This window comes from Thermodesulfobacteriota bacterium, assembly GCA_039028315.1.
Classification (GTDB): domain Bacteria; phylum Desulfobacterota_D; class UBA1144; order Nemesobacterales; family UBA2774; genus CR02bin9.
This window is the reverse complement of the sequence record JBCCIH010000275.1, coordinates 1-1,558: the sequence shown is the minus strand read 5'-3', so window position 1 is coordinate 1,558 and position 1,558 is coordinate 1. Positions and strand designations below refer to the sequence as shown.

Here is a 1,558-nt window from a genome sequence, read left to right as displayed (position 1 = left end):
GCTCCTCCAGCCCCTGTAATAAAAAGCGTTTTTCCCTCAGGAGTAAAATCAAGATCCTCTCTTATGGCCCTTAAAAATCCTCCGACATCAGTGTTAAAACCAGTCAGTTTTCCATCTTCATTCTTAACCGTATTCACAGCTCCAGTGAGCTTCGCGTCTGGAGAGATTTCATCTAAAAAGGGCATAATTGTCTGCTTGTGGGGTATTGTGATATTGATCCCTTTTATATTCATAGCCCTAATGGCTTTTGTTGCATCTTCAATATTTTCAGGGTCAATATCAAATGCCACATAAACTGAATCCAGGCCCAGTTCATTAAAAGCACTATTGTGCATGTTGGGCGAGAGGCTGTGTTTTACAGGGTGTCCAAATAATCCATATATTCCGGTTGTTGCTTTTACTCCCAATCTCTTGTCCTCTTTTGCTATGACTTTAAGACAATATTTCTTTTACTTTCTCAACATCTTTTTTAATTTGTTCAATAAGTGCATCAGGGCCATCAAATTTCTGCTCGTCTCTTACTCTATCGACAAATTCCACTTTTAATCTCTTCTTATAAATGTCTTCACTAAAATCAAAAATATGCGTTTCGATTAACAATTCGTTGTGCCCGAATGTAGGTCGGTAGCCTACGTTTGTAATACTGTTAAGAGCCCTATCACCGATATGAGCACGTGTGGCGTAAACCCCAACCTTTGGCAATATGTCCCAGTCAGTGTTGAGGTTAGCAGTTGGAAATCCAATCTGTCTTCCCCGACGCTCGCCCTCTTTCACCTCGCCTTCAATATAGAAGTTGTAGCCAAGGAATTTGGCTGCTTTTTCCATATTACCTTCTGTGACCAGATTTCTTATTGACGTACTGCTCACCACTTCGCCATCAATTAGCTCAGTGTCAACTACTTCAGTGTCAAAACCATACTCTTTGCCCATTTCATTTAGTAGATCGAGGTTGCCTTCCCTTTTATGACCAAAGGAAAAATCTGGCCCAACGATTAGATGTTTTAAATTTAGGTTTCCAACTAAAATGTTTGTTACAAAATCCCTCGCTGATATATTAGCGATTTCTTTTGTAAAAGTGTAGCAGGCTACTACGTCAATGCCTTCTTTCTCAAGTAATTTTAATCTCTCTCTTATCGGCATAAGAAGAGGTATATCTATATTCTGTAGAACTTTTTGCGGATGGGGATGAAATGTTATGACACATGAGCTAAGACCTTGCTCGTTGGCTTCTTGTTTTATAGCCGATAGGATCTTCTTGTGTCCTAAATGGACTCCGTCAAAGTTTCCAATTGTGGCAGATGTAGAGTTTTGTATCGGCTCTTCTGGATCAAATATTACTTTCATATTTATACGGTTGAGAATGTATTTAGATTAGTTTTAAGGATCATTTCCCTCGTTTTAACGCACAGAATATTACCATAATGAGTTCAATATAAAAGGATTTTGTAGAGTTTATAGCCTATTTCCTCCAAAATGTTGGGGTTAATATAACTAGAATAGTAAATAGCTCTAATCTTCCTATTATCATAAGAAGAGAAAGCGCTATTTTTGTAAAGCT

2 protein-coding genes are annotated in these 1,558 nt (G+C 38.1%); both read right to left on the bottom strand.

Annotated elements, in window-relative coordinates; all coding sequences use genetic code 11:
* Positions 1-407 (bottom strand): shikimate dehydrogenase (locus tag AAF462_11935; GenBank protein MEM7009832.1); only part of this gene is annotated, 407 nt, incomplete at its 3' end.
* A 25-nt stretch (positions 408-432) separates the two neighbouring features.
* Positions 433-1,344 (bottom strand): bifunctional riboflavin kinase/FAD synthetase, encoded by a 912-nt coding sequence (locus tag AAF462_11930; GenBank protein ID MEM7009831.1) that lies wholly within the window; start codon positions 1,342-1,344, stop codon positions 433-435.
* Between the last annotated feature and the right edge of the window lie 214 nt (positions 1,345-1,558).

Bases quoted from the DNA above. Each gene is read 5' to 3' on its own strand.
- AAF462_11930 (MEM7009831.1), bottom strand. From the start codon at position 1,344: ATGAAAGTAATATTTGATCCAGAAGAGCCGATACAAAACTCTACATCT.